Source organism: Arcanobacterium pluranimalium (genome assembly GCF_016907845.1).
GTDB classification, from domain to species: domain Bacteria; phylum Actinomycetota; class Actinomycetes; order Actinomycetales; family Actinomycetaceae; genus Arcanobacterium_A; species Arcanobacterium_A pluranimalium.
Genome location: NZ_JAFBCS010000001.1, coordinates 1189278 through 1213956, shown reverse-complemented (window position 1 = coordinate 1213956; position 24679 = coordinate 1189278). Strand labels below are relative to the sequence as shown.

26 protein-coding genes and 4 tRNA genes are annotated in these 24679 nt (G+C 53.1%); 6 read left to right on the top strand and 24 right to left on the bottom strand.

Annotated elements, in window-relative coordinates; translation table 11 throughout:
- Nucleotides 1-39: 39 nt before the first annotated feature.
- From JOD55_RS05215 to JOD55_RS05195, 5 genes are all read right to left on the bottom strand, one after another.
- Nucleotides 40-112: transfer RNA gene (locus JOD55_RS05215), tRNA-Glu, on the bottom strand.
- 70 nt (nt 113-182) lie between these two features.
- Nucleotides 183-255, bottom strand: a tRNA-Glu gene (locus JOD55_RS05210).
- A 35-nt stretch (nt 256-290) separates the two neighbouring features.
- Nucleotides 291-362: transfer RNA gene (locus JOD55_RS05205), tRNA-Gln, on the bottom strand.
- Between the two features lie 88 nt (nt 363-450).
- The gene (gene gltX / locus JOD55_RS05200; protein ID WP_204399009.1) at nt 451-1959 is read right to left on the bottom strand and encodes a glutamate--tRNA ligase; all 1509 of its coding nucleotides are present in this window, start codon (nt 1957-1959) and stop codon (nt 451-453) included.
- A gap of 111 nt (nt 1960-2070) precedes the next feature.
- On the bottom strand, nt 2071-2817 hold the full coding sequence (locus JOD55_RS05195; protein WP_204399008.1) for a fumarylacetoacetate hydrolase family protein: 747 nt from the start codon (nt 2815-2817) through the stop codon (nt 2071-2073).
- A gap of 44 nt (nt 2818-2861) precedes the next feature.
- On the opposite strand from JOD55_RS05195, the gene JOD55_RS05190 reads away from it, so the two are divergent.
- A complete protein-coding gene (locus JOD55_RS05190) occupies nt 2862-3767 on the top strand; it encodes a 3-methyladenine DNA glycosylase (protein ID WP_204399007.1) in 906 nt (301 codons plus the stop codon).
- Nucleotides 3768-3795: 28 nt separating this feature from the next.
- Here the strand turns inward: JOD55_RS05190 and JOD55_RS05185 are convergent, their stop codons facing one another.
- From JOD55_RS05185 to JOD55_RS05170, 4 genes are all read right to left on the bottom strand, one after another.
- Nucleotides 3796-4167, bottom strand: coding sequence for a hypothetical protein (locus tag JOD55_RS05185; protein WP_204399006.1), 372 nt, complete (start codon nt 4165-4167; stop codon nt 3796-3798).
- A gap of 287 nt (nt 4168-4454) precedes the next feature.
- Nucleotides 4455-4539: transfer RNA gene (locus tag JOD55_RS05180), tRNA-Leu, on the bottom strand.
- Nucleotides 4540-4653: 114 nt separating this feature from the next.
- Nucleotides 4654-5133, bottom strand: coding sequence for a thioredoxin-dependent thiol peroxidase (gene bcp / locus JOD55_RS05175; RefSeq protein ID WP_204399005.1), 480 nt, complete (start codon nt 5131-5133; stop codon nt 4654-4656).
- 27 nt (nt 5134-5160) lie between these two features.
- A complete protein-coding gene (locus JOD55_RS05170; RefSeq protein ID WP_204399004.1) occupies nt 5161-5478 on the bottom strand; it encodes a hypothetical protein in 318 nt (105 codons plus the stop codon).
- A gap of 128 nt (nt 5479-5606) precedes the next feature.
- On the opposite strand from JOD55_RS05170, the gene JOD55_RS05165 reads away from it, so the two are divergent.
- Nucleotides 5607-6137 carry an NUDIX hydrolase family protein gene (locus JOD55_RS05165; RefSeq protein WP_204399003.1) on the top strand — a complete coding sequence of 177 codons (531 nt, stop codon included), beginning with the start codon at nt 5607-5609 and terminating at the stop codon, nt 6135-6137.
- Between the two features lie 96 nt (nt 6138-6233).
- On the opposite strand, the gene rdgB is transcribed toward JOD55_RS05165, so the two are convergent.
- Genes rdgB through clpS form a run of 6 tightly spaced genes read right to left on the bottom strand, consistent with a single transcriptional unit; the run spans nt 6234 to nt 10277 of the window.
- The gene (gene rdgB, locus JOD55_RS05160) at nt 6234-6848 is read right to left on the bottom strand and encodes an RdgB/HAM1 family non-canonical purine NTP pyrophosphatase (RefSeq protein WP_204399002.1); all 615 of its coding nucleotides are present in this window, start codon (nt 6846-6848) and stop codon (nt 6234-6236) included.
- Nucleotides 6849-6851: 3 nt separating this feature from the next.
- The gene (gene rph, locus JOD55_RS05155) at nt 6852-7619 is read right to left on the bottom strand and encodes a ribonuclease PH (RefSeq protein WP_204399001.1); all 768 of its coding nucleotides are present in this window, start codon (nt 7617-7619) and stop codon (nt 6852-6854) included.
- 29 nt (nt 7620-7648) lie between these two features.
- Nucleotides 7649-8455, bottom strand: coding sequence for an MBL fold metallo-hydrolase (locus JOD55_RS05150; protein ID WP_204399000.1), 807 nt, complete (start codon nt 8453-8455; stop codon nt 7649-7651).
- A complete protein-coding gene (gene murI, locus JOD55_RS05145) occupies nt 8452-9291 on the bottom strand; it encodes a glutamate racemase (RefSeq protein ID WP_204398999.1) in 840 nt (279 codons plus the stop codon). Before murI ends, JOD55_RS05150 begins: the two co-directional genes overlap by 4 nt.
- A gap of 9 nt (nt 9292-9300) precedes the next feature.
- Nucleotides 9301-9990, bottom strand: coding sequence for a DUF2017 family protein (locus tag JOD55_RS05140; RefSeq protein ID WP_204398998.1), 690 nt, complete (start codon nt 9988-9990; stop codon nt 9301-9303).
- Entirely contained in the window at nt 9987-10277 is a 291-nt protein-coding gene (gene clpS / locus JOD55_RS05135; RefSeq protein WP_338022251.1) for an ATP-dependent Clp protease adapter ClpS, read from the bottom strand. Before clpS ends, JOD55_RS05140 begins: the two co-directional genes overlap by 4 nt.
- Before the next feature lie 176 nt (nt 10278-10453).
- Here clpS and JOD55_RS05130 point away from each other — a divergent pair, with 176 nt between their 5' ends.
- Nucleotides 10454-11812, top strand: a complete 1359-nt coding sequence (locus JOD55_RS05130) for a nicotinate phosphoribosyltransferase (RefSeq protein ID WP_204398997.1) — start codon at nt 10454-10456, stop codon at nt 11810-11812.
- A 149-nt stretch (nt 11813-11961) separates the two neighbouring features.
- Here JOD55_RS05130 and JOD55_RS05125 read toward each other — a convergent pair whose 3' ends face one another.
- The 9 genes from JOD55_RS05125 to JOD55_RS05085 form a co-directional block, all read right to left on the bottom strand.
- Entirely contained in the window at nt 11962-13743 is a 1782-nt protein-coding gene (locus JOD55_RS05125) for a DEAD/DEAH box helicase family protein (protein WP_204398996.1), read from the bottom strand.
- A complete protein-coding gene (locus tag JOD55_RS05120) occupies nt 13740-14081 on the bottom strand; it encodes a DUF3039 domain-containing protein (protein WP_204398995.1) in 342 nt (113 codons plus the stop codon). Before JOD55_RS05120 ends, JOD55_RS05125 begins: the two co-directional genes overlap by 4 nt.
- A gap of 93 nt (nt 14082-14174) precedes the next feature.
- Nucleotides 14175-14951, bottom strand: a complete 777-nt coding sequence (locus tag JOD55_RS05115) for a hypothetical protein (protein ID WP_204398994.1) — start codon at nt 14949-14951, stop codon at nt 14175-14177.
- Nucleotides 14935-15132: a hypothetical protein gene (locus JOD55_RS05110; protein WP_204398993.1), complete on the bottom strand. Its 198-nt coding sequence runs from the start codon at nt 15130-15132 to the stop codon at nt 14935-14937. Before JOD55_RS05110 ends, JOD55_RS05115 begins: the two co-directional genes overlap by 17 nt.
- Nucleotides 15133-15587: 455 nt before the next feature.
- On the bottom strand, nt 15588-15869 hold the full coding sequence (locus JOD55_RS05105; RefSeq protein ID WP_204398992.1) for an HU family DNA-binding protein: 282 nt from the start codon (nt 15867-15869) through the stop codon (nt 15588-15590).
- Between the two features lie 218 nt (nt 15870-16087).
- Nucleotides 16088-17665 (bottom strand): aspartate:alanine exchanger family transporter, encoded by a 1578-nt coding sequence (locus JOD55_RS05100; RefSeq protein WP_204398991.1) that lies wholly within the window; start codon nt 17663-17665, stop codon nt 16088-16090.
- Nucleotides 17666-17792: 127 nt separating this feature from the next.
- A complete protein-coding gene (gene hemQ / locus JOD55_RS05095; protein WP_204398990.1) occupies nt 17793-18542 on the bottom strand; it encodes a hydrogen peroxide-dependent heme synthase in 750 nt (249 codons plus the stop codon).
- Nucleotides 18535-19626 carry a ferrochelatase gene (locus JOD55_RS05090; RefSeq protein WP_204398989.1) on the bottom strand — a complete coding sequence of 364 codons (1092 nt, stop codon included), beginning with the start codon at nt 19624-19626 and terminating at the stop codon, nt 18535-18537. The genes hemQ and JOD55_RS05090 overlap by 8 nt, the downstream gene beginning before the upstream one ends.
- Complete coding sequence (locus tag JOD55_RS05085; RefSeq protein ID WP_204398988.1) at nt 19623-20945, bottom strand: glutamyl-tRNA reductase; 1323 nt, start codon at nt 20943-20945, stop codon at nt 19623-19625. Before JOD55_RS05085 ends, JOD55_RS05090 begins: the two co-directional genes overlap by 4 nt.
- Nucleotides 20946-21040: 95 nt before the next feature.
- Here JOD55_RS05085 and hemE point away from each other — a divergent pair, with 95 nt between their 5' ends.
- Genes hemE through hemC form a run of 3 tightly spaced genes read left to right on the top strand, consistent with a single transcriptional unit; the run spans nt 21041 to nt 24668 of the window.
- Nucleotides 21041-22069: a uroporphyrinogen decarboxylase gene (gene hemE / locus JOD55_RS05080; protein ID WP_204398987.1), complete on the top strand. Its 1029-nt coding sequence runs from the start codon at nt 21041-21043 to the stop codon at nt 22067-22069.
- A gap of 3 nt (nt 22070-22072) precedes the next feature.
- Nucleotides 22073-23617 carry a protoporphyrinogen/coproporphyrinogen oxidase gene (locus tag JOD55_RS05075; RefSeq protein WP_204398986.1) on the top strand — a complete coding sequence of 515 codons (1545 nt, stop codon included), beginning with the start codon at nt 22073-22075 and terminating at the stop codon, nt 23615-23617.
- The gene (gene hemC / locus JOD55_RS05070; protein WP_420827024.1) at nt 23601-24668 is read left to right on the top strand and encodes a hydroxymethylbilane synthase; all 1068 of its coding nucleotides are present in this window, start codon (nt 23601-23603) and stop codon (nt 24666-24668) included. Before JOD55_RS05075 ends, hemC begins: the two co-directional genes overlap by 17 nt.
- The last annotated feature ends 11 nt before the right edge of the window (nt 24669-24679 follow it).

Below are 24679 nucleotides of genomic sequence, written 5' to 3'. Positions count from 1 at the left end.
GGGCTCAAGTTTCAAAACTTGAGCCCACCTTGTGCGCTGTACCCCGTACCGGATTTGAACCGGTGTTACCGCCGTGAGAGGGCGACGTCCTAGGCCGCTAGACGAACGGGGCCTATATGATCACGAACAATGTCGTGATATTTATAATCCTCAACACCAACAGAGTCAGCATTGAGGATTCGTACCCCGTACCGGATTTGAACCGGTGTTACCGCCGTGAGAGGGCGACGTCCTAGGCCGCTAGACGAACGGGGCCAAACGCGAAAAACGCGGAAGAATCATCTTCTTCGCTGGGGTACCAGGACTCGAACCTAGACTAAAGGAACCAGAAACCTTCGTGCTGCCAATTACACCATACCCCATGGTGGTTTGCAGTCTTGTGAACTGCAACGGAATATTATCTTACGCAGAAACCCACCTAGACGCAAACCACAGACTACGTGAGCGTACTCACGCAGAAAGTTCGGCCCGGAAACGGTTGATACGCTTCACTGCTTCGTCTTTACCAAGCAGTGCGATTGAGTCAATCACCGGCAAGGAAACGTTCGTTCCCGTCATCGCCACGAACAGCGGCGCGTATGCAAAGCGGGGCTTAACTTCCATCCCTTGCACAACCTTAGCATCAAACACTTCTTTGATCGCCTCAGCGGTGAAATCCTCCAAGCCAGCGAAAATATCCGCCGCTTTATCCAGCACAGCTGCAGTGGTTTCTTTTAACTTCGCCACAGCCTTTTCATCGTATTCCAATTCATCGGCGGACTTAAACAAGAATGCCATGAGTGCCGGAGCTTCACCCAAAAGCTGGATGCGAGTTTGCACCAATGGAGCCGCACCGTCAAGCAAACGCTGGGCTTCGGCGTCGAGCTCCTCGTAGCGATCAGCGGCCACGAGGCCCTCGCGATGCAAGAACGGCACCAAACGATCGCGCAGGTCAAGAACGTCCAGGCGGCGAATATGCTCAGCGTTAATTGCGATACATTTCTTATCATCAAAACGCGCGGGGTTTGGATTAACATCCGTCACGTCAAAAGCCTGCGCCATTTCTTCGCGGGAGAAGATGTCGTTATCCGGAGAAATCGACCAGCCCAGTAGCGCTAGATAGTTAATCAATCCCTCAGGAATCATGCCACGATCACGGTGGAGCAAAAGATTAGACTCAGGATCGCGCTTAGAGAGTTTCTTGTTCCCCTCACCCATCACATAAGGCAAATGCCCAAATAACGGCATTTCCTTTGCAATACCAAGCTCAAGCAACGCACGGTAGAGCACGATCTGGCGCGGGGTGGACGAAAGCAGATCCTCACCACGCAGCACGTGGTTGATCTCCATCAAAGCGTCGTCAACCGGATTGGTAAGAGTGTAAAGCGGATCGCCATTGGCTCGCACGATCACATAATCAGGCACCGATCCTGCCTTAAACGTGATATCTCCACGCACGAGATCGGTGAAGGTGATGTCCTCATCAGGCATGCGGATACGCAGCACCGGCTCTCGTCCCTCAGCACGGTACGCAGCTTTCTGCTCCTCAGTGAGGTCACGATCGAATCCGTCATAACCTAGCTTCGGATCTTCACCCTTGGCACGGTGACGCTCCTCAACTTCCTCTGGAGTGGAGAACGACTCATATGCATAGCCCGCTTCGAGCAACTTCGCTGCTACATCACGGTAAATATCCATGCGCTGCGACTGCCGGTAAGGTTCGTGTGGGCCGCCAAGCTCCGCACCTTCGTCCCAGTCCAAGCCTAACCAGCGCAAAGAGTCAATAATCTGGTTGTACGACTCTTGGGAGTCGCGTGCCGCATCGGTATCTTCAATACGGAAAACGAAAGTGCCACCAGTGTGACGCGCATATGCCCAGTTAAATAGGCAGGTACGCACCATTCCCACGTGTGGGGTACCGGTTGGCGAAGGACAAAATCTCACTCGGACGTTTTCGCCCGTCATAGCTACATTATTCATCACTTTTAGTTTACTCCTATTTGAGAGCGAGCTCCTACTTCGGGATGCCCGCTCGGCTTTGGTTTCGGTACGCCCTGTTAGCTGCAGCGCGCCCGGCTGCCCCACGCTCTGCTACGAAGCCACCACCGGGTTACGCAAATCGCCCATGTCACCAATGCTCACGACGACGTCGTCCCCAGTAGCAATCTCCACCGGTTCAAGTGCGTCGCCAAGAAGGATCACATCACCCGGTAACAAACTGAACACCTGCGAAACTTTGGCCACATATTCAGCCACTTTATCGGCGTCTACGTCAATCGTGCCGCGCAATACGGCGTCGTTAATCTCGGAAAAGACCTCATACTCCCCCGCTTCGAACGCCGTATCGATCACCAGGCCAAGCGGGCAAGAAGTGTCAAAAGCAAACGCCTGAGCTGGCGAATCTTGCGCAAAATCTGGCGCACAAATCGCATTGGCCATCGTGTAACCGAAAATCACGTCAGCAACGCGCTCAGGCGGAACGTCGCGACACGGCCGCGAAATGACTACAGCGAGATTAGGGGCGCTGGTCACGCGACTTGCCCACTGTGGAACAACCACTGGCACGTCCACGCCCACTACCGAAGTATTCGGCTTGAGATAGAGCTTTGCAGCCGACGGCGTCGCCATGTTCTGCACAAAACTCGTGGTGCTGCCCACCACTTTAGAACGCGGAAGCATCGGCGCCACAAGACGCGCTTCGTCGCTATTAAATACCTGGCCTGTCTGTTCAATTCCTGAGTAAAGCGGGTCACCTGCGATAACGTGATAACGCTGGGCAGGTTCCTCAATAACAGCGAAGCGTGGGCCTTGTTCTAAAGAAAGTCGCGCAATTTTCATGATTCAAGCCTAAACCACAAACGATGTTATGCCACAATATCAAGGTGACGATTTTATCTCCCGACGAATGGATACCTCGCTGGTTACACCATGATGAGCAGAGCCGCGCCCGAACTGCGGACCACATCGCGCGTCGCAAGCGCGGCGAAAAGAATCCCTTAGAGGACTTTTTGTGGAACTACTATCCGCTCCGCCCCGGTCGTTTCCATACATGGTATCCGGGTATTGACGACGACGGTGCAGTAGCGCTCCAGCGTCCGGCGTCGTCGCTTTCAGATGCACGCGCATACTGGAGCAAAATCGTACAATCGCGCTGGTTTTGCCATTCCGACGACGAAACGTACTGTTACCTTGACCTCGAAGCGTTCACGCAGCACAGAGCGCACGGGATCAGTTTTCTGCGCACATTGCTGAGAAAAGTGCAAGATACTCAGCCAGTCTTTGGATGTTTGGGCTGGCACGAATGGGCTATGGCGTACAAAATCGACACTCTGCGGCACCCGCTCCCTTTGCGGCTCGGCACTGAGACGACAAATACGCTCGTGGAGCAAGCACACATTCGCTGCACACATTTTGACGCTTATCAGTTTTTTAGTCCAGCAGCTGTAGAGCTCAACACGGTTAAACCAACCTACGATTCAGTTTTGGAATTCGAGCAGCCCGGATGCATCCACGTGAGTATGGACTTGTTGCGCGCCTGTATCCAGCTTGGGCCGCTTATTCCTGGCGAGCTCTTGATTGAAAGTTACGATCTAGCACTGCGAGCACGCACGATCGATATGGCAGCTTCGCCATATGATTGTTCAACGCTCGGTTTGGCCCCAATCCAGATTGAAACTGCCGCGGGTAAAGCACAATATATCCAAGCGCAGCAGGAGCTCACCGAGCTGGCACGCCCTCTGCGCGCCAAAATCCTAGCGATTCTTGATAGAGCGTCCCTATCTTGTTAACTAGTTATCGTAAGTAAAACTCTCACAATTAGCAGGTAACTAATTCAGCCTGTCCGAAAGATTTAATTTTCCCAGCGGGAAGATACGACGGAGTCTCGACTCCGTTCTCACCTTGACTTACGACGTAATCGATAAAAATACCGATAGAAGCATCGCCAGAAATGCTGTCATGTGCAAGGCTTGTGGGATTTTCAGTCAGCGAAGAATGCCGAGGAAGCACAGAAAGGATCCGCACCTCACCGGAGTCTGCAAGCGAAAAAATCGTGGCGTATCCACCGCAACGTTCAACCTTCTCAAATAAGGCGGTCAACGGTTCCGAATCTAAACATACGACCACAGGACTATCTCCGTTGTCATCCGTGACTTTTGGAGAAATCTTTCCAAGAAGAAGATTAAGCATGATGCTATCTTCGAATTTTGAAAGCAAATCTGTACTCATATCTCTCATGCCCTTTCTAGTTTTGACTCTAACATGTCTGCTTCATTAGCAACGCAATATAGGGGCTGGTGCCGATTTTGATCATCAATTTGAATCAAATTCCCAAGAGTTCAGCTTCGACACTTACACAGTGTTTAATTCTGCCTTTTCTTGAAAACCGAGTCGATACATGTATTGCACCGTTGATTATTGCTTAACAGGATTAAGCCAAACACATGGCAACTACGAATCTAAAAACAGATGTTTATTGGTGCGCGAGGAGGGACTTGAACCCTCACGTCCTAAGACACTAGAACCTAAATCTAGCGCGTCTGCCAATTTCGCCACTCGCGCGCGGCTTCTCATCTAAGATCAGTGCCGTTGCACCAGCTCCGATCTCAAGAATCGAACACCGTTAAGTGTAGCGATAAAATCGCAATATGCAAAAACCGCACAACTGATGTGTTGTTATTCATCAATTCCCAGCTCTTTGCGCAGCCGCGCCACATGCCCAGTAGCTTTAACGTTATACTGCGCGAGCTTCACGGTGCCATCCTTACCCACCACGATTGTGGAGCGAATCACGCCACGAATAAGCTTCCCATAGTTTTTCTTCTCACCAAAAGCGCCCCACGCTTCCATCACGTGCTTGTCCGGATCGGAAGCCAGCGGGAAATTCAGCGCTTCTTTATCGGTGAACTTTTGCAAAGACTCAACTTTATCAGGCGAAATACCGATCACGGTGTAACCCGCACTCGCCAAGGACTGCTCTGAATCGCGGAAATCACAGGCCTGTTTCGTGCATCCTGGAGTCATAGCGCGTGGATAAAAATAAACGATCACACCGGCGTCGGACTCTTTCACCGCCTCACTCAACGTGACATGCCCTCCGCCAAGCGTTGGGAGCGTAAAATCTGGCGCGATATCACCTACGGTCAATTGTGGCATTGTGTCCTCCTTGTTGTGGTGTAAAACTTACTTTTCTGTAAACATCGTGATATAAAGCTGCAAGCTGATAACCAGCATAAAAATAACGAATCCTACGATCATTGGCACGATTCCTAACGACGTCGGCACCACAAGTCCCGTGCCGAGCGCAGCGGCCGCACACAGCATCGGGCGCTCTGTGCGTGCGCCAAAAATCGTGAGTGCAAACGCTGCCAGACCAAACACAGCAACTCCGAGGGAAGCCGGCTCAAACCCTGCTCGCACAACGGTAATCGCGCCCAAAACCAGCATAATTACCGAAAAGCCAACGCAAACGCCGAGTAACGCGCCTAAATACTTTTTCACGTATCCACTCTGCCACAGCCGCCTCGGATTTAGCATACCAAAGTCGGAAAATCGCACCTACGTTCACTAGCTGCCAAAAATGGGCGCGGATCTACCTCTACTCCTATGCTTACTGGCACAATCGAAATATGAACGAAATCGCCCCTGGAGATATGGAACCCTGGCTCTCGCCCGAAGAGCTAGAGTTTGTGCGCCACAAAGTACCTATGCTTTACGTTGACATTGTTCCAGTTCGCACGAACGACGACGGTCGCATCGAAGCAATCGGCCTGATCCTTTGCATGAACGACGACGTTCTCTCCCGTTCGCTCGTCAGCGGACGAGTGCTCTACCATGAGTCCATTCGCGATGCGCTCATTCGGCATATTGATAAAGATTTGGGTTTGATGGCCTTGCCTCAGCTTCCAACCTCAATCGTGCCATTCACAGTAGGAGAATATTTTCCCACCCCCGGCGATACACTTTATGACCCACGCCAGCACGCTGTATCACTGGCATATGTGATACCGATGAACGGTGACTGTACTCCACAAAACGACGCTTTAGAGTTCTCCTGGTTCACACCCGGCGAAGTCGCAACTCCAGAATTACAAGCCGAAATGAGCGAGAGCCAGGCGCGCATCCTGCGCCGGGCTCTCGCTCATCTTACTTGCTTCTAGCACAATGCACTATAACGTGCGCGGTTACGCATATTCAGTTGCATATATTCAGTCTTTTAATAGAGCCACAAATCTGCAACCAGTAAATCAGCTCCACTACCAGTGAATTAGCTCTGCTACCAGTGGCGCGATCTGTGAAAACGCCTGGTAACGATGCGAGATCTTGTTCTTTTGCTGCACATCAAGCTCGGCAAGCGTCACGTCCATTCCCTCAGCCTGGAAAATCGGGTCGTAGCCAAATCCTCCACAGCCCGCGCGTTCATAGCGCAAACTGCCAAAAACCTGACCGATTTTCACAAACTCACGGCCGTCAGGCAACACTAAAGCAGCAGCACAAGTGAAATTAGCACCTCGGTGCTCGCGCGGCACATCCGCAAGCTGAGCGAGCAAAAGATCGAGGTTGGCGGCGTCGTCGCCATGACCCCCACTCCAACGTGCGGAAAAAATACCAGGCGCTCCCCCAAGTACATCCACACAGATACCCGAATCATCTGCAAGTGCCGCTATCCCAGTCTCAGTCGCCACCTGCCGTGCCTTAATGAGCGCATTACCGGCGAAAGTAACTGCATTTTCTACTGGCTCGGGCAAATCAAATGATCGCGCCGATTGGATAGCACTCACGTCAAGACCAGGGAGTTGCTCCTTAAGGATTTCGCGCAATTCTTCAACTTTGTGGTCATTGCGAGTTGCGAGCACAAGTTTTGTAGTCATGAATCAGCACCCGCCATTACACGCACACGACCCGCCAGCAAGTGCTTCACGCTGCCGTTCGGCGAGTACAGTATTCCCGTGAGCAGCTAAATCTAACAACACATTGAGTTCATCGCGGTCAAAAGCCTCACCCTCAGCAGTGCCCTGAACTTCAATAAACTTTCCAGAGCCAGTCATCACCACATTCATATCGGTTTCAGCCCGCGAATCCTCCTCATACGGAAGATCAAGGCACGGCTGTCCATCAATAATTCCCACCGAAATAGCACTCACAGAATCTCGCAAAACAGGCTTACCAGACTGCGGATTCACAAATCCTCGCTCAATCCCCCACGCAATTGCATCCGCGAGCGCCACATACGCCCCCGTGATCGAGGCCGTGCGAGTTCCGCCGTCGGCTTGCAATACGTCGCAATCGAGAACGATCGTGTTTTCGCCCAGCGCAGCCATATCAACAACCGCCCGAAGCGAACGCCCAAGCAGACGCGAAATCTCCTGGGTACGCCCGCTGACCTTACCTTTTACAGATTCGCGCTGGTTACGTGTATCGGTAGCGCGCGGCAGCATCGCATATTCGCCGGTGACCCATCCCAAGCCGGAGTCCTTACGCCACCGCGGCACTCCTGCCGTAAACGAAGCCACGCACAGCACTTTCGTATTTCCAAACTCCACCAGCACGGACCCCTCACCTTGAGCGAGGTAGTTGCGAGTGATCTTCACTGGGCGCAGTTCGTCGTGTGCGCGTCCATCAGCTCGTGTAAAAGTAGTCATGCTACAAGACTACCCTGATCTAAAAACGATCAGAAAGTGTATTCTTCACCTGCTTGCACCACGTGCACTTCGCCGTCGTAAGCGCGCTGCGCGTCAGCCTTGGTTTTTTCCCGGCTCGTCCACGGCTGTAAATGTGTGAGCAAAAGCTTTTGAGCTCCCGCTTCTTGGGCTACTTCACCGGCTCGCAGACCCGTCATATGTACGCCACGCACGGTATCACGACCCTCTTCAAATGCCGCCTCACACAAGAACAGGTTAGCTCCGCGAGCTGCTTCAATCACGCCTTCGCAGGTGTCGGTATCACCCGAATATGTGAATACAACGTCCTTATTGGGATCTTCTTCCGACGGCGCCGTGATCCTGATGCTCAACGCAGGAATCGTGTGGTGAGCTTGAAAAAACTCAATCTTCATTGGCCCGAGCTCAATCACCGTGCCCGCACCAACTTTCACAAAGTCGAACTCCGTAGCGTAGTCTTCGTCGGCCGGATCATCAGCGATTCCACGCGTACGAGCTACTCCATCACCCGGTGTATAAACTGGAATCCGAGCTAAAGCTCCCTCAGGGTACCAGCGTCGATATACCTGCATGCCCACGATATCGGCGAAATGATCAGCATGCAGATGAGAAGCAATGATCGAATCGAGCATGGCCGGGTCCAAGTAGTTGAGCAACTGCCCCATCGCTCCTGGTCCGAAGTCCAGTACCACCGACCACGTGCGGGTTGAGTCACGATCCGTCTCACTGGTGCGTTCTTTCGCTTGAATCAGATACGACGACGCCGCCGAACGTTTCCCAGACATCGACCCCGAACAACCAATAATCGTCAGCTTCATTTGCCGCCTCCAATTGGTTCGCCGTCATGAACATTCACACCATGCACCGCATTAACCTCTGGACCCAAAAAACGTTTAGCAAGCACCTCAAAGTACTGTGTGTCACCCGTAGTCGAAAAACTGTGACGCGGCGCAGGAGCGTTGTTATCACGAGTGAGTTCATTGGCTACAAGCTGACGATAAACATCCTTCGCCGTCTCTTCCGCGGACGAAACGAGGGTAACGCCGTCGCCCATCACATAAGAAATAACACCTGTGAGCAGCGGGTAATGCGTGCAACCCAGCACGAGAGTGTCCACATGCGCTTCTTTGACCGGTTCCAAGTAATCGCGCGCAACGTCAAGCAACTCCGAACCGCTCGTAATACCGTTCTCCACAAATTCAACAAATCGTGGACACGCCACCATCGTAAGCTCGAGATCAGGGGCAGCAGCAAATGAGTCTTCGTAGGCCCGAGAAGAAATTGTAGCCTGCGTGCCGATCACGCCAATGCGTTTATTGCGCGTAGAACGCACTGCACGCCGCACAGCAGGTTGAATAACCTCCACAACCGGAATACCTCGAGAATCGGTATAGCGCTCACGGGCATCACGCAACACCGCAGACGACGCCGTATTACACGCAATCACCAGCATCTTCACACCAGATTCGACAAGCTGATCCATCACGTCCAAAGCCAACTCGCGTACTTGTGCGAGCGGGCGTGGACCATAAGGCGCATATTTTGTATCCCCAATATAAGAGATCGATTCATGGGGTAACTGGTCGATAATTGCACGGGCAACCGTAAGCCCGCCAACTCCAGAATCAAAAATACCAATGGGTGCATCGTGCATAGTGTTACTCTAACCGCGCAAAGCTTTATTCCGAACCGAAAGTACCAGTGAATCTTGCCACCACGAGATCATGGCATAGAGCACCGTCATCATGTCCTCTGGCGTCTCGATTTCTGGCAGATCCTCCGGCGCAGTTTCTCGCTGCGTGGTAAACAGCGTTGCCCGCTCATAAACGGAATCGCCAGATTCTTCATCAAAAATTCCCAGCCGTGAAGCGAGCACCAGGCGAATATCGTTCAAAGCCGCCATCCAGGCCACGGCGTCATCATTCTTCACGACGACGATGTCGTTGTTCTCGGGTTCCTTAGAGATACCGAGGTAAAACGTGGTGAGATGATCGATTTTGAGCCTGCTCACCGACTCTTCTGTTAATGCGCGCAGCTCACGGGCCAACTCAGGATCTTCACTCATATCTGGAAGCAAACGCGAAAGGGCATCGTCAAAAAACAGTGAGGAATCGGCGTCGTCTTGCTGGGCAAATTCGGCCTCCACCATATCGGCAATGCCATTTAGCTCGTCTTCGAACGCAGCGAAAATATCCTCGTCATCATTGAGATCACGACTGCGCTTTTCAATCTCGTGCTCCATATCGGAACCGAGCATAAACACGAGGTCACGAGCCAGACCACCAAGCATTTGCCGTTCGTCTTCACTCGCGCGCGCTAAATAGCCACCTCGAATAATTTGAAATGCCATCATGGTGCGCTGATCTCCGGTTCAATCGTTGCCCACAAACCAAAACCGTGCATTGCCTGGGCGTCTTTTTCCATCTGTTCACGGCCGCCAGCAGCAACAACGCTGCGTCCACGGTGGTGAACTTGCAGCATCTTCTTTCGGGCAATGTCAGGGCTCATACCGAAATATGATTCGAACACCCACTGCACATAACTCATGAGATTCACTGGATCATTGTGAATCACAGTCACCCAACCCGAAGCAGGATCTGCGCTTCCCTCCGAGCTAGTACGCGCGTCTCCACTCACGATGGTTTCAGGCTCCTGGTTATTCACCAGTACCTCATGATTATTATTTCCATACGCGAATGAACTAAACACTCTCAAATTCTAAAACAACACCCGCAATATGCCACGTGATTCTACGTTTCTGTGGCGTTCACCTATTTTATGTGGCTAATATCTGCTCACACAGCTAACGTTAAACTATGAATTCTTCTTACATGAGCACTGCGCTGCTCACTGATATGTACGAACTGACGATGATTGACTCCGCTCTCAAATCGGGAACTGCGAACCGGAAGTCCGTCTTTGAGCTGTTTGGCCGTCGTCTTCCAGGAAATCGCCGCTACGGAGTTGTGGCCGGCACCGCACGTGCACTCGAAGCAGTTGAAAACTTCCGCTTCTCGAGTGAAGAAATCGACTATCTGCGCGAGACGCGTATTGTGTCGGAGGAAACGCTAGCATGGCTAGAAAACTACCAGTTCACCGGCAATATTTATGGCTATCCAGAAGGCGAATGCTACTTTCCACACTCTCCAGTAATGACTGTGACGGGCACTTTCGCCGAATGTGTGCTGCTCGAAACCGTTCTCCTATCCATTTTGAACTTTGATTCGGCAGTAGCCACAGCTGCATCGCGCATCACTATCGCTGCTCACGACCGTCCGTGTCTTGAAATGGGATCCCGGCGCACCCACGAAATGGCGGCCGTCGCTGCTGCTAGGGCGTGCGTCGTCGGAGGCTTCACTGGCACCTCGAACCTCGAAGCTGGACGCTCCTACGGAATTCACACCATTGGTACCTCGGCACACTCTTTCACGCTCGTACACGATTCCGAAGACGACGCTTTCGCAGCTCAGATCGCAACTATGGGCACGAACACCACACTTTTAGTCGATACGTACGATGTGACGCGCGGAGTGGAACGCGCGGTGAAAGCAGCGCGCGCTGCAGGTGGAGAACTAGGGGCAGTGCGCCTAGATTCTGGCGATTTGGTGGCACAGGCGTTCCAAGTGCGCGCGCAATTAGACGAACTTGGCGCCACATCAACCAAAATCACCGTAACCTCTGACCTTGACGAATACGCTATTGCTGCGCTCAATGCTGCGCCCGTTGATTCTTACGGTGTGGGAACAAAAGTTGTAACAGGCTCTGGCCACCCCACTGCGCAAATGGTATACAAGCTGGTAGCGCGCGAAGATTCACACGGCAACATGCACGAAGTGGCCAAAAAATCCAGTGCCAAGCAATCCATCGGCGGTTTGAAAGTAGCAGGGCGCACACACGATGAAACCGGGCGTGCAACTGGTGAGCTCGTTGTTTCAGCGCAGTCTTGGGAACAGGGGCTTGCATATCTCGCCGAGCACGACGCGCGGCCACTGCAGGTGCAGTTTGTGAAAGAGGGCGTCGTAAACACCACCTACACGCAGGCTAATTCCCTTGCCGCTGCCGCTGAACGCCACCGCAATTCGCGGGCAGCGCTTCCTTACGCCGCATGGCGATTGTCCGAGGGGGAACCTGGAATTCCAACAAAGCTCATCGATATCTTCGAAGGTGACGACTAATTTTGACGGCTAGTGTGACGGGATATCGCTAGTTTGGGCGAATATCTTGACGTGATGTAGCTAGTGCGCTCAGGCACTGCTGATTTGATGGAATGTAACCAGTGCGCTCAGGTGCAACTGGTTCGATGAGCTACTTGCGGTTCGATGAGCTACTTGCGTCCCACAAACCAGTTTTGCAGCTTCGTGATCCGCGCTTCCACTTCCTCAAGTGAGGCGCGAGCCACTTCAGGACCGCCGCATGCCTTGCGCAGATCCGTGTGAATCAAGGCGTGCGGGCGGCCTGTTTTTGAGGCGTAAGCAGAGACCAATTTTGACAGCTCTTGCCGTTTTTGCCTGCGCTTTCGCGAATCAAGCATCGGTTTGCTTGCCGGATCCGCCTTGCCTTGCTTGGCCTGTGAAGCCTGACGAGATCGCAACAACTCCGTCACTTCCTCAGGCTCTAATAGTCCAGGGATTCCAAGAAAGTCCGCTTCTTCATCTGAGCCAACTTCTGCCCACATGCCAAAATCTGATCCGTCATAGACCACTCGATCGAACGTGGCATCAGCTGAAAGAGCCTGGAAGCCCACGCCTTCTAGCTCATCTGAGGCGCGTTCTTCACGCTGGGCCTGCTCAAGGGAGGCGTCGTCCCAACCTTCTTCCGGCTGGTCATGCTGTAATGCATGGTCACGTTGAGCCTCTAGTTCGCCGGCGAGCCCAAGCAGATTCTCTACCGATGGCAAGAATACCGACGCCGTCTCCCCACGCTTCCTCGCACGCACAAAACGACCAATAGCCTGCGCAAAGAACAGCGGTGTCGCCGTCGACGTCGCATAGACCCCCACACAAAGACGCGGTACGTCCACCCCCTCGGACACCATGCGTACGGCAACCATCCAGCGAGAAGTACCTTGAGAAAACTCAGCAATCCTATCTGAAGCCGTTGGATCGTCAGAGAGAATAACCGCAGGCTGCTCGCCTGAAACCGCAGCAAGAATCTGGGCGTAAGCACGCGCCGTCTTGTGGTCCGTGGCGATAACCAGGCCACCGGCGTCGGGAACGCTCTGACGCACGACGCTCAGACGCTCGTCTGCGGCCGCAAGCACTTGCTGGATCCACTCGCCTGCCGGATCAAGCGCAGTACGCCACGCTTGAGCGGTCATATCTTTAGTGAGGGGCTCACCCAGCGTGGCCGAGACGACGTCGCCATGCTTCGTCTTCCAGCGCATCTGCCCTGAATACGACATGAACATCACCGGACGCACGACGCCGTCGCGCAGAGCATCGGCATAGCCATAAGAGTAATCGGAACGAGACCGGTAGATGCCGTCGCCATCTGGCTCGTATTGAACGAACGGGATGGCCGCGGTATCGGAACGAAATGGCGTGCCTGTGAGCGAAAGTCGGTGTTTAGCTGGGTCAAAAGCAATCCGGATTGCATCGCCCCACGATAGATTATCGCCGCCGTGGTGAACTTCGTCGAGAATAACGAGCGTGGACTGTGCCGAACTGCGGTGGCGGTGGAACATCGGGGCACGAGCGACCTGCGCGTAGGTTAGACACACGCCGTTGAACGAGGTGCCTAAGCCGATTTGAGAATTAGAAAAATCGGGGTCGAGTTGTAAACCGACGCGCGCCGCAGCCTCGGCCCACTGATATTTCAGGTGCTCAGTAGGGCAAACCACAGTAATTTCCGAAACTAGGCCACGCGACTTTAGTTCGGTTGCGATTCGCAGCGCGAAGGTGGTTTTACCAGCTCCAGGCGTTGCCACTGCAAGAAAATCACGTGGAGTGCTTTCCAAATACAAATTGAGCGCTTCTGCCTGCCACGCACGTAAGTGACCCGCAGTTCCCCACGCTGCACGCTGTGGGAACGCCGGCGAGAGATTCTCGGCTGCGGAAACTGAAACTGATTGTGGAGGTTGGTGGTGGCGCTTTACCGCCTCACTCACTGGCTACCACCTGGAGCGTCGGGGCCAAATGGCCATGAGTTGGATCCGCCACCATTGAGATTCTTGTATATCTCTTTGCAGGTTGGGCATACCGGGAATCGATCAGGGTTACGCATCGGCGTCCACACTTTGCCACATAGGGCAACGACAGGACCGCCTTCAACAGCTGACTGAGTGATCCGATCTTTACGCACGTAATGGGCGTAACGCTCATTATCGCCAGGGCTTTGTTGCTCTTCCGTGCGTTCGAGTAATTGGGTGCCAGCCGATTGCGCAGCGTCTGGACCTTGCGGAGCACCCGGACTCTGTGGAGCGGAATACGGATCGTCAATACTCATGCTTCAAGTGTAATGCGTTGGATCTGAAAAATTCATCTGGCGTGCGAGCGGTCAATCCCACATTGACGACCCCACATTGACGCACGACCAGTCCTACATTGAAAAGGGTGTGGCAACAAAAGGTTTCAAGATGATCATCCACAACAGCAACCAAAAGAACAAGAAAATTTCTAATGCGATTGACGATTTTGGGCGATATGAGCCAAAAATAAATCCTTTCTTTTTTTGATCTGCCCGCGGCGTGGGCAAACCATCATTCTTGAATGTGGCGGCGCTCCTATCACGATCAACCTCAGATCCAGCGTCTACGTCTTCTTCCGTCGGATTGAATAATAGAATCCGCTCAAAACCCAACTCCATCGGATCGCTTTCAACAACTTCGAATGTATCCTGATAAAAATCGACATACACGCTTCGCCAGGTGCGTGTTTGTACAACGAAGCTATCCGATCCAGGCGCCATTGGAAAAGCTAAAGAAAACTTCTTGTCTACACGGCGCACATAGATTTGCTCGTTCACAATGCACCACAAAATATGATTTAGCTCTTCATATACACGCATGCATTGTTCGGTTACTTGCTGTGTGCCCGGAGCCGAGTGCTGTTTGCTGCCAGCATCACGGTGGAACATCTTCACAACACATGTGTAGCCTGCACCATGTACCTTATAACGGCAACGGATAGAGAAACCTACTTTGGAAGATGAATGGAAAATCTTTAGCCAAAGCCACCAGACGTTGTCGTTGATCGGTTTGATATGGAAAACGGTACTTCTACGTGAATTCTTTGTATTACGTGGAAAGCAGCCCTGCACTTGCAAACCAACTTGGGTAAATAGCTCCCTACAATCGCTGTCATTCATCAATTTCATCGTCGAAAGCTCGTCCTTTGAGGAATAGATAGGCATAACCAAGGATTCCAATGCCGAGAAGTAAAGTAATCACCGCTATTTTCCACGGCGTAGCCCAATCTTGAATCGAAAAGAGCAGCAACAAAATCCCAGTAAGAGTCATGAGGATTCCGAAATCTCGAACACGACGATATCTCACCATTGATTCCTCCAATACTCAAGCGAGCCTTTTCAAAATTCTAGGCTTTCAAATTGTCGTTACTCAAGAGAAATGTCTTATTTAGGTTGAAGAATCGTGACCTAGGATCGCTCACTTTTGCAAAATTTTGGGGCGGTTTTGGCAACTAGTCGATATATGTCGAGATGTTGCCAAAAGCGCCCCAAAACTCGGATGGACTGAGGCGGAGGCTCGGCTTTGGCATGACTTGATTAGGATTGCGCTTGGCTCAGGTGAAGACCCGACCACGGCTTAGGAACGACTTAGGCTCGGCGTGATCACCGCTCAGACACGCCCCGGCATAGGCACCTCCCAACCTAGACCTCGACTGAGATCAAGACCCAGCATAAGAGGTGTGGCTCCGATTGGATATCCAATCGGAGCCACACCTCAGTTAGTCAATGTTGATGTTCAGTTCATGTTAAAACTGAACAGCAAGATCACTTGGTAACAGCCTTCTTCAAGGTGGAACCAGCAGAGATCTTAACGCCGTAACCTGCTGGGATCTCGATTTCTTCGCCAGTGCGTGGGTTGCGACCCTTGCGAGCTGCACGCTCGGTACGCTCAACGGACATAAGACCAGTGATCTTCACTGCTTCGCCCTTTGCGAGGGAATCAACAAGCACAGCCTGCAGAGCAGAGATTGCCTTGTCAGCATCTGCCTTGGTGATCTCTGCCTTAGCGGCAATCTTTGCAATAAGCTCAGTACGGTTGAGGGACATTGCTTTCCTCTCGAATAAACGATATTTTTTCGGACTCGATTTGAGTCGCTACCTAGAAATCTAACTGAAAACCTAGGCTAAACACCAATTTATGCTGCGTGTTGCCAAATTTGCCACGTTTTTCTCTCACTTCCACACAAGAATGCACCATTGTTCACGCCAAAATGAACAGAATTAAAGCGCAGCTCATCGGCTATGTCCCGCAAAAAATCGTCAAGTCACGCAAATGCAACAATCGCGGTAACTAGGATAATTTTCACCGTAATGCCGAGAGCGAAAATTGCGGCATACCCCGATTCAATACGCTCGTCGTTCTCTTTACTCGCTGCAAAAGCAAGCACCGCAGGCTGCCCGAGCACCCCAGCCATCGCACCAGCCGTGCGCTGAGCAGAAACACCCAAAAAGCGTCCCACCAGCATTGATACCAGCAAAACCACCACAGCCACAATAAATGCCAGCGCCAAAGATCGCAGACCCGTTTCAGTAAACGCAGTCTTAGCAAACGCCGGACCCGAGGCAATCCCAACAGCTGCCAAAAAGAGCAGCAGTCCGAGCTGGCGAATGGTCTGATTTGCAGCTAGCGGCATCTGCCACAGCAAAGGCCCAGTCTTTTGCAGAGCACCGAGAATCGTCCCCACGACGAGCGGACCAGCCGCAGCACCCAAACTAAAAGTAGCACCGCTAGGCAAAGAAATCTCCACCATGCCCAAGAGCAGCCCCAACACCATTCCCAGTCCCATCGAAATCGCATCAATCTGGGAAATCTGCCGCTCCGAATTACCAAAGAAGCGCTCAACGGCGTCATACTCCTCACGTGGAAAAGCAACCATCAAGCGATCTCCCAGCTCAATCACCGAATTGTCTTTGGCGAGCAGCTCCAAATCACCGCGATGAATCCGTGTGATTACGCCACCAAAACGACCCGTAATATTGAGTGCCGCAACAGTTTTACTTGCAATATCCTTAGATGACACCACGAAAGAACGAAAATCTACTTTCGCACGATTGTCAGCAAGGTGATCGTCAACAAACTCGCCTACAGCATTCGCCGCCGCGACAACGTCGTCTTTCATACCGACGATAACGATACGGTCATCTTGCAGCAGCTCTTCGCCCGGAACGAAAACGCGAGTCACGCCCGCACGTTCCAAATAAGAGATGCGAATCCGCTGCTCTTTCCAGCCAGGAACCGAGCGCACCGACACCGACTCACGCACAAGGGCCGTCCCTGCAAACAGCGATTTACCAGCAAAAGACTCAACGTCATTCTTAGCTGGCCAGCGGCGTGAAACCACCATAGAGACCGCGATGATAGCCACCACGACGCCCACGGGATAGCCCAGCGAGTATCCCACACCCGGCACGCTTGAACCTGTAGCTTGAGTTGCCGCTGCTAGAGCCGGAGTCGTAGTAAGCGAACCAGCAAAAACACCAACAGCCATATCTGGAGCAACACCGAGCAATTTTCCACCGAAAATCGTCGCCACTGCCCCAACCACTAGCGCAAACACCAGCCCAAACATCAGCTTCGCCTGGCGTCTTAAATCAGCAAAAAAGGTTTGACCAGCTGAAAGACCCACGGTGTAAACGAAAAGCCCCAAACCGAGGGATTGTACCAGAGACAACTTCCCGCCCAGCTCAGGCACGATATTGCCAACGAACAGGCCGATAAACAGCGCACCGGCTGCCCCAAGTTTGATAGGCCCAAATGGGATAATCCCCAGTGCTGCACCGAGAGAAACTACCAAAAACACCGTTAGCAACGGCGAAGCTTGCATGATGTCGGCCACGCTCATCCTTCCACAATATTCAACTATATAAGGGTATGCCGGCAGCTCATACAAGGCGAATCAGTGAGGTCTCAGCCCCGCTTCATCGCCGCGTTCTCTCGAAAAAATACCGCGATTTCGCTGGTAGATTCGCTCAGTCGAGCGGCTGTCTATTCGCCCACTGCCTCAATTCCACACGCGGCCCGGTGAAAAACGGCGTATCGTCACGCACATAGAGACGAGCTTCTGCCTCACGCTGTTTACGCAGTACACTCATGATTCGATCAATTGAGTCCGCTTCCAAAGCAATCGTCCATTCGTAATCGCCTAAGGCGAACGCAGCCAAGGTAGATATCTGCACGTCAAGATGATCGCGTCCATTCATACCGTGTTCGCGAAGCATTGCCGAGCGACGAGTAGCAGGCAGATAATACCAATCCCACGATCGATTAAAGGGATAAATCGCCACGTATGGGCGCGGCTTCACTCCACCAAAACACGCAGGTAAATGACGCTGATTAAACTCCGCAGCAATATGTGCAGCCATGGCAGACCATACCGGTTCAAGAAGCCGACCAAGATTCGATTGGGTGATGGCATGATACGCGTTTTGCAATTTTTCGGTGGAGTCCGCCAAGGCCCACACCATCAAATCGGCATCGGCACGGAAGCCGCCAATATCGTACCAGCCGCGAATCTCAACACCGGTGCGCTCCAAATCCGTTTCCAGATCAGACACAAAATCATCAAGCTCAGCGGCCGGAAGCGGTTTCGCCGTGCGAAAGACGGCTTGCAAAGAGAAGTTGCTTGCCGCATTCACTTCGTCAGGGTCTATTCCTGCTGCATCGCGCGGATCGCGCACATAGGCTGGCTTGTGGGCATTCGGGTGAGCTAAATCAGACATGATTCTTCCGTTCTCGTGGATCTGGTGCTGATATTTGGTCAAATTCGGTTGCGCGCAACTGGTATCCGTCGCAGGGCAAACAGCAGTTCGTCTCGCAATGCGCAGGCCACGACACTTCTCCTCTTTGCTGCTCACCGCGCTGCGCGGTATTAACTCGCTCTGCAGCGCCATTAATAAGCTTCACCAGCGAATCTACAAAATCGACGTTCGTACCAGCGGTTGCCGCCCGTTGAAACCGCATCCCCAGCTCAGCGGCAGTATTTCGCGCTTCGGTGTCGAGGTCATACACCACTTCCATATGGTCTGTGATGAAGCCAAACGGCAGCACCACCACCGAACGAACGCCCTGCTCACTCAACTCATGTAACCGATCGTTAATATCTGGTTCGAGCCATTTTTGATGCGCAGGCCCCGATCGAGAACAAAATGCAAGGTCACAATCGATTTTTCTACCGAGTTTCTCGCTCAGTTCACTACAAAGTTTCTGCCCGAGTGCGCGGTGCTGCTCAAGGTAGGTTTTCTTCGCCGACGCCGGTCCAGAATTTTCGTTCATAACCACCGGAATCGAATGCGTCACGAGGAGAAGGTGCGCGTCGTCGTCGCCCTCCATTGCCGCATACGCAGCGGACACATTCGCTGCAAGAAAACCGTCTGCCTCGTAATACGGAGGAATCTTGAAGAGTTGAAAGCGATCTTGCGCTCCAATCTCAATAACTGCCGCCGCAATATCCTCGCGGTACTGTCTGCAGCCCGAATATGAGGCAAAAGCCGAGGTAAACACACACAAAACTCGATGTAGTCCGCGCTGATCGAGCTCAGCCAAGGTCTGTACAAAATACGGCGACCAATTCCGGTTCCCAATCACCACGGGCACCTCAACACGCTGGGCAATCGCGGCTCGCAGCTCCTCATTTCGCGCATTAATCGGACTCACACCATTAAAGAGCTTATAATGCCCGCTCACCTGTATAAGCCGCTCATCAGGCACACCTCGGCCGCGAGTGGCATTGCGCATGAAAGGTAGGACGTCGTCCATCCCGCGCGGCCCGCCGTAGCTACAGAGCATTATCGCGTCAAAATTCATGCCGATGCGCTCTCTCCTAAACTCGTGTCTCTGTTCAAGAAAGCCGAGAGTGGGCATTTCCCACCAGAAGCAATTTCAGCAGGGCGAATATTGGCTTCCCGTGCAGCTTGTGAAACGTCAATGCCGAGCACGGAATGAAGGGCCCGCACATACTCCCAATCATTACCCATTTCCGCTGCTTGGCGCGCCAAGACCGTAGGAGTATGGGCAATACGTGAGGCAAAATGCCCCAATGCGCGTGCCACTTCTTCCTTTGTGAAAGTCTCTTTTTCCGGCAAACGCTCTACTTCCCCAGTGCACAAATCAGTGATGTGCTCGCGAAACGCTACCACCACCGGGTCGATTCGCCGTGAATCAATCTGTGCTATCACTTCTTCAACACCTCGCTGAATGAGTTCGCGAGCGCGCTGAACATGCGTTTGGGCAGCTTCTGGCGCCAATGCCTGAATATTTTCCAAAGTGATTAAACGAACCCCGCGAAGTTTACCTACCTCGCTTTGCACGTCCGTTTGCAGGGCCAAATCCAAAATAACGAGTTCCGTAGTGCGCAATGGCAGAACTTGGTTTACCAAGTCTGCGGTGATAATCGGGTTACCCAGTCCACGACAGGCGACGACGATGTCCGAGTTCGCTAAGGCCGCAACGAATGCGTCGTCGTCAACTGGCGTCAACTCATGCGCTTGAGCAAAGGCACGTGCGCGTCCTGACTGTGAATAGACGCTGATTTGTTCAATCTGGCGTCCTCGCAACTGAGCCACTGTGGCGCCAGCGTACGCACCAGTACCAATGAGCAGAACCTGAGCTTTGTGAGGCGCATCTTCCCAGGTAGTCGATACGCAGTCTAATGCGAGTGAGACGATTGAGCGCCCGGTGCCGGACAGCCCAGTGCTGTGGGCAACTCTTCGCGAAGTGCGCAACGCACAGTCAATAACTCGAGAAAGATCAGCATTAGTGGTGTGCGTTTTGACGGCCTGACGGTGAGCCCGGCGCAATTGCCCGCTAATCTCTCGTTCCCCGATCACCATCGAATCTAGCCCAGCGGCCACCCCAAAGATATGCTCAATGGCGGCTTTTCCGTGCAAAAAACTCGGCTGAGCATTGAGTTCGTGCGCAATTGCGGCTTCAATATCTGCAATGGCTGCGCTTTTAGCACTATCGGCATAAACGTCTACCCGATTGCACGTACTGAGTACTACAACCGCATCAATACAATCATGGTTGAGAAGCCGTTGGGAGATGCTGTCGAGTTGGCGCGAAACCTCCGCCACTTGCGAAAGTCCATGTATATTGTGACGCACCGATGCACTAACTATTCCCACAGCAATCCATTCAAACAGATAAATTCGAACATCTCAATTTTAGATTACACCCTCTAGATTACCCGCTTGTAATGAATGTCTGAGACAATAGTTTTGTGACTTCAAATTTCCTCTCAGCACTCGCCGGAAAACGCCCGGAAATTACGCCAGTATGGTTTATGCGTCAAGCCGGACGATCGTTGCCAGAATACCGAAAAGTCCGAGCTGGAACTAGCATGCTTGAGTCGTGTTTAATTCCTGAACTCGCTGCCGAGATCACCGCTCAACCTGTGCGTCGGCACGGCGTTGATGCGGCGGTTTATTTTAGCGACATCACTGTCCCGCTCAAGCTTTCGGGAGTCGGAGTTGAAATCAAACCGGGCGTCGGTCCGGTGATGGAGAAAGCCTACCGAAGTGCCGCTGATATTCAAGAATTAATCGCGCACGAACCAGGCGATGCGAGCGCTATCACCGCTGGTGTAAAAATGGCCTGCGCTGAGCTGGATGTACCTGTGCTCGCTTTTGCAGGTGCACCATTCACCCTAGCAGCATACCTCGTCGAGGGAAAACCCTCACGAGATCATCTCGCCGCACGCACTCTCATGCATTCCGATCCCGAATCCTGGTTCGCGCTTGCCAACTGGTGTGCCAAAATCTCGATAGAATTCCTAAAAGCGCAGATAGAGGGCGGAGCGCGAGCCTTTCAGCTCTTTGATTCTTGGGCTGGATCGCTCTCGAGAGGCGACTACGTGCGTTACTGCGCCCCGTCGTCTGCCCTAATCCTAGGCCACAACTTCACCGTGCCCTCCATCCATTTCGGACTCGGCACTGCGTCAATGCTCGAGGATTTTGCGCTCCACACTAATTGTGTGGGGATCGATTACCGCACCGATTTGAGTGAAGCTATCGTGCGCTTGCGCAGGGCACAGCAGGTTTCAGGCAGCACTAACCCGCTGGTAGTGCAGGGTAATATCGATCCTGCATTATTGGCCTGCTCACCCGAGATCCTCGACCCACACGTTGATGCGATCCTGGCGGCTGGTCAAGCAGCAGACGCTCACATCGTCAATCTCGGCCATGGGGTGCCCAAAGACGCCGATCCGGATGTTCTCACGCGCCTTGTTGCCAAAGTTCACGAAAGCTGAATCATGCACGACACAGCGGTCATCCACAACACAGTGATCATCGGCGGCGGGATAGCGGGTCTTACCACGGCATACGCTTTAGCAAAACGCGGAATAATCTCCACGGTGGTTGAAGCTCGCACAAGTCTTGGTGGTCTCGCCGCAGGTGGGACTATTGCTGGCGCGCGCTTCGATTTGGGTGCCGAGTCGTTCACGGTGCGCAGTACGAAAATTCTTGAGCTCTGCGCCGAGCTCGGGCTAGAAGTTCGCGATCCTGCAGGTAGTTCATGGGTGTGGGACGACGACGGAGCCTCACCTATCGCTCACGGCATCTGGGGTATTCCCAGCAGTTGGGACGATCCAGCGCTGAGTGTGCTCAGCCTGGCTGAGCTTGACGAAGCACGCCAACTTGACGGCGCAGATCCCACATTTGGCGCGCAGGCACATTCCTTAGCGCAGCTGGTGAGGGTGCGACTCGGTGAGGCTGCGCTGAGAAAATTAGTGGCGCCCGTTGCTGGCGCAATCCACGGTTCTAGCCCCGATGAACTCGATCTGGACGCGGTAGCACCTGGGCTGCGCGCGGCGCTGCTCAGCAAGGGGTCACTCATTGCAGCAGTGCATGTGCTGCGTGCTGAAGAAAAATCGAGCATCGCCCAACCGGTTGGTGGCATCAACGCGCTCGTTACAGCGTTAATTGACCGCCTGACCACTCTAGGTGTATCAATTCTCACCGGGTATATGGCAATCGACATTGCCCGCGAAGATTCACTGAGCAGCGAGGACGCCAAATTTGGAATCCTGCTTGCTCGCAGTGATGGCGATAAAAAGAATCCAAGACCTTACCCAGGCACCGAAGAAGCGATTTTCGCAAAACGGCTCGTCATGGCCTTGGATGGGCCACACGCTTTACCATTAGTGCTCCCCTTAGTTGATTTGCTCAACGGGCACAATGACAGCAACGATGGCAGCAGCAGGGACAACGGCGGCGAGTCGCACGATGACCGCAACAACAACAGCAGGGACAACGGGCACAGCAGTTACACCGTGCAACCTGATATTGCGCATTGGGAGATCACACAAGGCGCGCCAATCACAACCGTCATTTTGGCACTTAACGATGAAAAACTTGACGCCGCACCCCTTGGCTCGGGCGTTTTGGTGCGACCCGGCTCAACGTTGCCGGTTAAAGCGCTCACGCATTATTCAGTGAAATGGCCGTGGGCTGGTGAGGCACTCACACGTTTACACGGCTCACACTCACATCTGGTTCGCCTCTCCTACGGTCGCCCAGGCGAATCCATACCTGAGCCTACAATTGACCAGGCACTTCGCGATGCCAGTGCCCTATTTGGTTTCACAATTACGCCACATGCTCTCATTGAGGGCAGAATTATCGAATGGGGTCCGGCCTTGATCGCCCACAGCCCTGAACACAAGCAAAACGTGGAGTTCTTAATGCAAAACGTGCAAAAAGTTCCTGGCCTATACCTCACTGGAGCATGGATTGCGGGAACCGGCCTTGGATCAGTGATTCCGCACGCATACGAGATTGGTGAGAGCATTGACTAAAATTCGTTTAGGCACGCGCGGGAGCGAACTTGCCCGCACTCAGTCGGAAATGGTGGCGCAATCCTTGCGCGAACAAGGCCTTGAGGTGGAACTTCAAATCGTCAAAACTCATGGTGATGAATCTGCAAGCTCCCTGGCTCAGTTAGGTGGAGTTGGCGTTTTTGCTGCGGCTCTGCGCTGCGCACTTTTGGATGGATCGTGCGATATTGCAGTTCATAGCTTCAAAGACCTGCCAACTGCTCCTGTACCGGGACTCAGCATTGCCGCAGTACCATCGGGGGTGGCATCGCATGATGTGTTGTGCGCGCGCGATGGTTTAACGCTCGCTTCTCTTCCAGCAGGTGCAACTGTGGGCACTGGATCGCCGCGTCGAGCTGCGCAGATTCGCACTCTTCGCCCAGATCTGCGTCTGGTAGATATTCGGGGAAATATCGGCACAAGGCTTGCACGGGTAAAAGGCCACTCACGCATTGTGCCTGGGGATTTAGACGCCGTCGTGCTGGCTTATGCTGGCCTCGATCGCCTTGGAATAACCGACGCGATCACTGAGCATCTGACTATTTTACCTGCTGCTGCGCAAGGACGACTTGCTGTGGAGTGCAGGAATACCGATGCGCCGTGGAATTCTGAATCTGAGCTAGCGCAAGCACTAGCGAACTTAGATGATCCTCATGCCCGATTTGCCGCTGTTGCCGAGCGTGCGGTGTTGGAGGGTTTACAAGCTGGTTGCGCTGCACCAGTTGGTGTTCACTGTGACGATTCCTCGTTGAGGACTGCGGTGTTCTCTTCCGACGGTCACAAACACGTGAGCGTTACGTTGCCGCTGCCTGCTATATCAGACTTGGCGACGATCGTGGAACGCGATACTGCAGCTCGCGAGTTTGGCTTGCGGGCGGCGTCGTCGCTCTTGCAGCAAGGCGCCGCAGATATTACTGATCTGCAGGCAAGTAAGACGCGCGGGATGGATGGCGTGCACGACGCCGAGTTGCTGTGGCGCCCGGGTATTTCAGGTCCGAATGACGACGGCGCCGACGTTTCGGTGCACGACTAGATGCCCAGTTG